Source organism: Herbaspirillum sp. YR522 (assembly GCF_000282575.1).
GTDB lineage: Bacteria > Pseudomonadota > Gammaproteobacteria > Burkholderiales > Burkholderiaceae_D > Herbaspirillum.
This window is the reverse complement of the sequence record NZ_AKJA01000087.1, coordinates 1-2,214: the sequence shown is the minus strand read 5'-3', so window position 1 is coordinate 2,214 and position 2,214 is coordinate 1. Positions and strand designations below refer to the sequence as shown.

Genomic DNA, 2,214 nt, shown 5'->3' with positions numbered 1-2,214 from the left:
CGGCGGCCGCCGCCACCGGCCTGTATGGCACTTCGGCACATGCGGCCGAATTCACCCTGAAGTACGCCAACAACCTTCCCATATCGCATCCGATGAACACGCGCGCCAAGGAAATGGCCGCCAAGATATCGGCCGAATCCAAGGGCCGCATCGAATTGCAGCTCTATCCCAACAACCAGCTCGGCACCGACACCGACATGCTGTCGCAGGTACGCGCCGGCGCCATCGATTTCTTCACGCTCTCGCCCCTGATCCTGGGTACGCTGGTGCCGGCGGCACAGATCAGCGGCATCGGCTTCGCCTTCAAGGACTACAACCAGGTCTGGGCCGCCATGGACGGTGAACTGGGCGCCCACGTGCGCAAGCAGATCGAGGCCAAGTCGGCCCTGTTCGCCTTCGAGAAGATCTGGGACAACGGCTACCGCCAGGTCACCAACAGCACGCGCCCGATCAAGACCGCCGACGACCTCAAGAGCATGAAGCTGCGGGTGCCGCCGAGTCCGTTGTGGACCTCGATGTTCCGCGCAGTCGAAGCCGCACCGACTTCGATCAACTTCGCCGAGGTGTACTCGGCGCTGCAGACCAGGATCGTCGAAGGCCAGGAGAATCCGCTGGCCATCATCTCCACGGCCAAGCTCTACGAGGTGCAGAAGTTCTGCTCCATCACCAACCACATGTGGGATGGCTTCTGGTTCCTGGGCAACAAGAAATCCTTCGAGCGTCTGCCCAAGGATCTGCAGGACATCATGACCCGCAACATCAACGAAGCCGGGCTGAACCAGCGGGGCGACGTCAAGAAGCTCAACGATTCGCTGGTGGGTGAAATGAAAGGCAAGGGCATGGCCTTCAACGACACCGACAACGAATCGTTCCGTGCCAAGCTGCGCAGCGCCGGTTTCTATGCCGAATGGCACAAGAAGTTCGGCGACGAGCCCTGGGCCCTGCTGGAGAAGTACACCGGCAAGCTGGCCTGACACGATATCGCAGGAGGTTGATGATGGAAGCTGCAATGACTTACCGCGAGCCGGTCAACATGAACCCGGCCGCGCGTGCGCTGGTGGGGTTGAACCGCCTCGTCATGCACGTCGTCGGTGCCGCCGCGGCGGCCCTGGTGGTGGCCGAGACGGTGGTGCTGCTGACCGGCGTGATCTATCGCTACGCGCTGCATGACCCGTTGATCTGGTCGGATGAACTGGCCTCCATCCTGTTCATCTGGCTGTCGATGCTGGGCGCGGTGCTGGCGCTGGACCGCGGTGAGCACATGCGGCTGACCGCCATCATCAACAAGATGTCGGACAAGGGCCGGATCTGGCTCGAGACGGTGGCCGCGCTGGTGGTGTGCATCTTCGTGCTGATGGTGATCCACCCGGCGGTGGATCACGCACTCGAACAGATGGCCATCACCACGCCGGCGCTGGAGATCCCCGACGGCCTGCGGGCCGGCGCCTTGCCGGTGGGAGCGATCCTGATGCTGCTGGCGGCCGTCTCGCGCATGGCGTCGGTCACCAGCCTGCGCCTGCTGGGCTCGGCGCTGCTGGTGGTGGCCGCTGTCGCTGGCGGCCTGTGGCTGGCCAGGCCGGCCCTGCTGGCCATGGGCAACTACAACCTGATCGTGTTCTTTGTGGTGCTGATCGGCTTTTGCGTGGCCGGCGGCATTCCGATTGCGTTCGCCTTCGGCACCGCCACCATGGCCTACCTGGCATTGGCCACCAATGCGCCGCTGATGATCGTGGTCAGTCGCATGGACGAGGGCATGTCGAGCCTGATCCTGCTGTCGGTGCCACTGTTCGTGCTGCTGGGCTCGCTGCTGGAGATGAGTGGCCTGGCCAAGACCCTGATCGACTTCATGGCGTCGTTGCTGGGCCATGTGCGGGGCGGCCTGCAATATGTGCTGCTGGGGGCGATGTTCCTGGTGTCGGGCATTTCGGGCTCGAAGGCGGCCGACATGGCCGCCATCGCACCGGCGCTGTTTCCCGAGATGAAGAAGCGCGGCTCCAGGCCCGAGGAACTGGTGGCGCTGCTGTCGTCGTCCGGCGCCATGACCGAGACCATACCACCGAGCCTGGTGCTGATCACCATCGGCGCCGTCTGCAGCGTATCGATCACGGCGCTGTTCATCGGCGGCCTGATGCCGGCGGCCATCGCCACCATCGCCATCGCGGTGGTGTGCTGGATGCGCGCGCGGCGCGAACCGATGCCCGACGTCAAGCGGGC

The 2,214-nt window shown here is 64.2% G+C and carries 2 protein-coding genes; both read left to right on the top strand.

Annotated features, from left to right (window positions below):
• A partial coding sequence (locus PMI40_RS11885; protein WP_008115555.1) for a TRAP transporter substrate-binding protein occupies nt 1–974 on the top strand: 974 nt, incomplete at its 5' end.
• A gap of 20 nt (nt 975–994) precedes the next feature.
• Nucleotides 995–2,214 (top strand): TRAP transporter large permease subunit (locus PMI40_RS11880; RefSeq protein ID WP_040501953.1); only part of this gene is annotated, 1,220 nt, incomplete at its 3' end.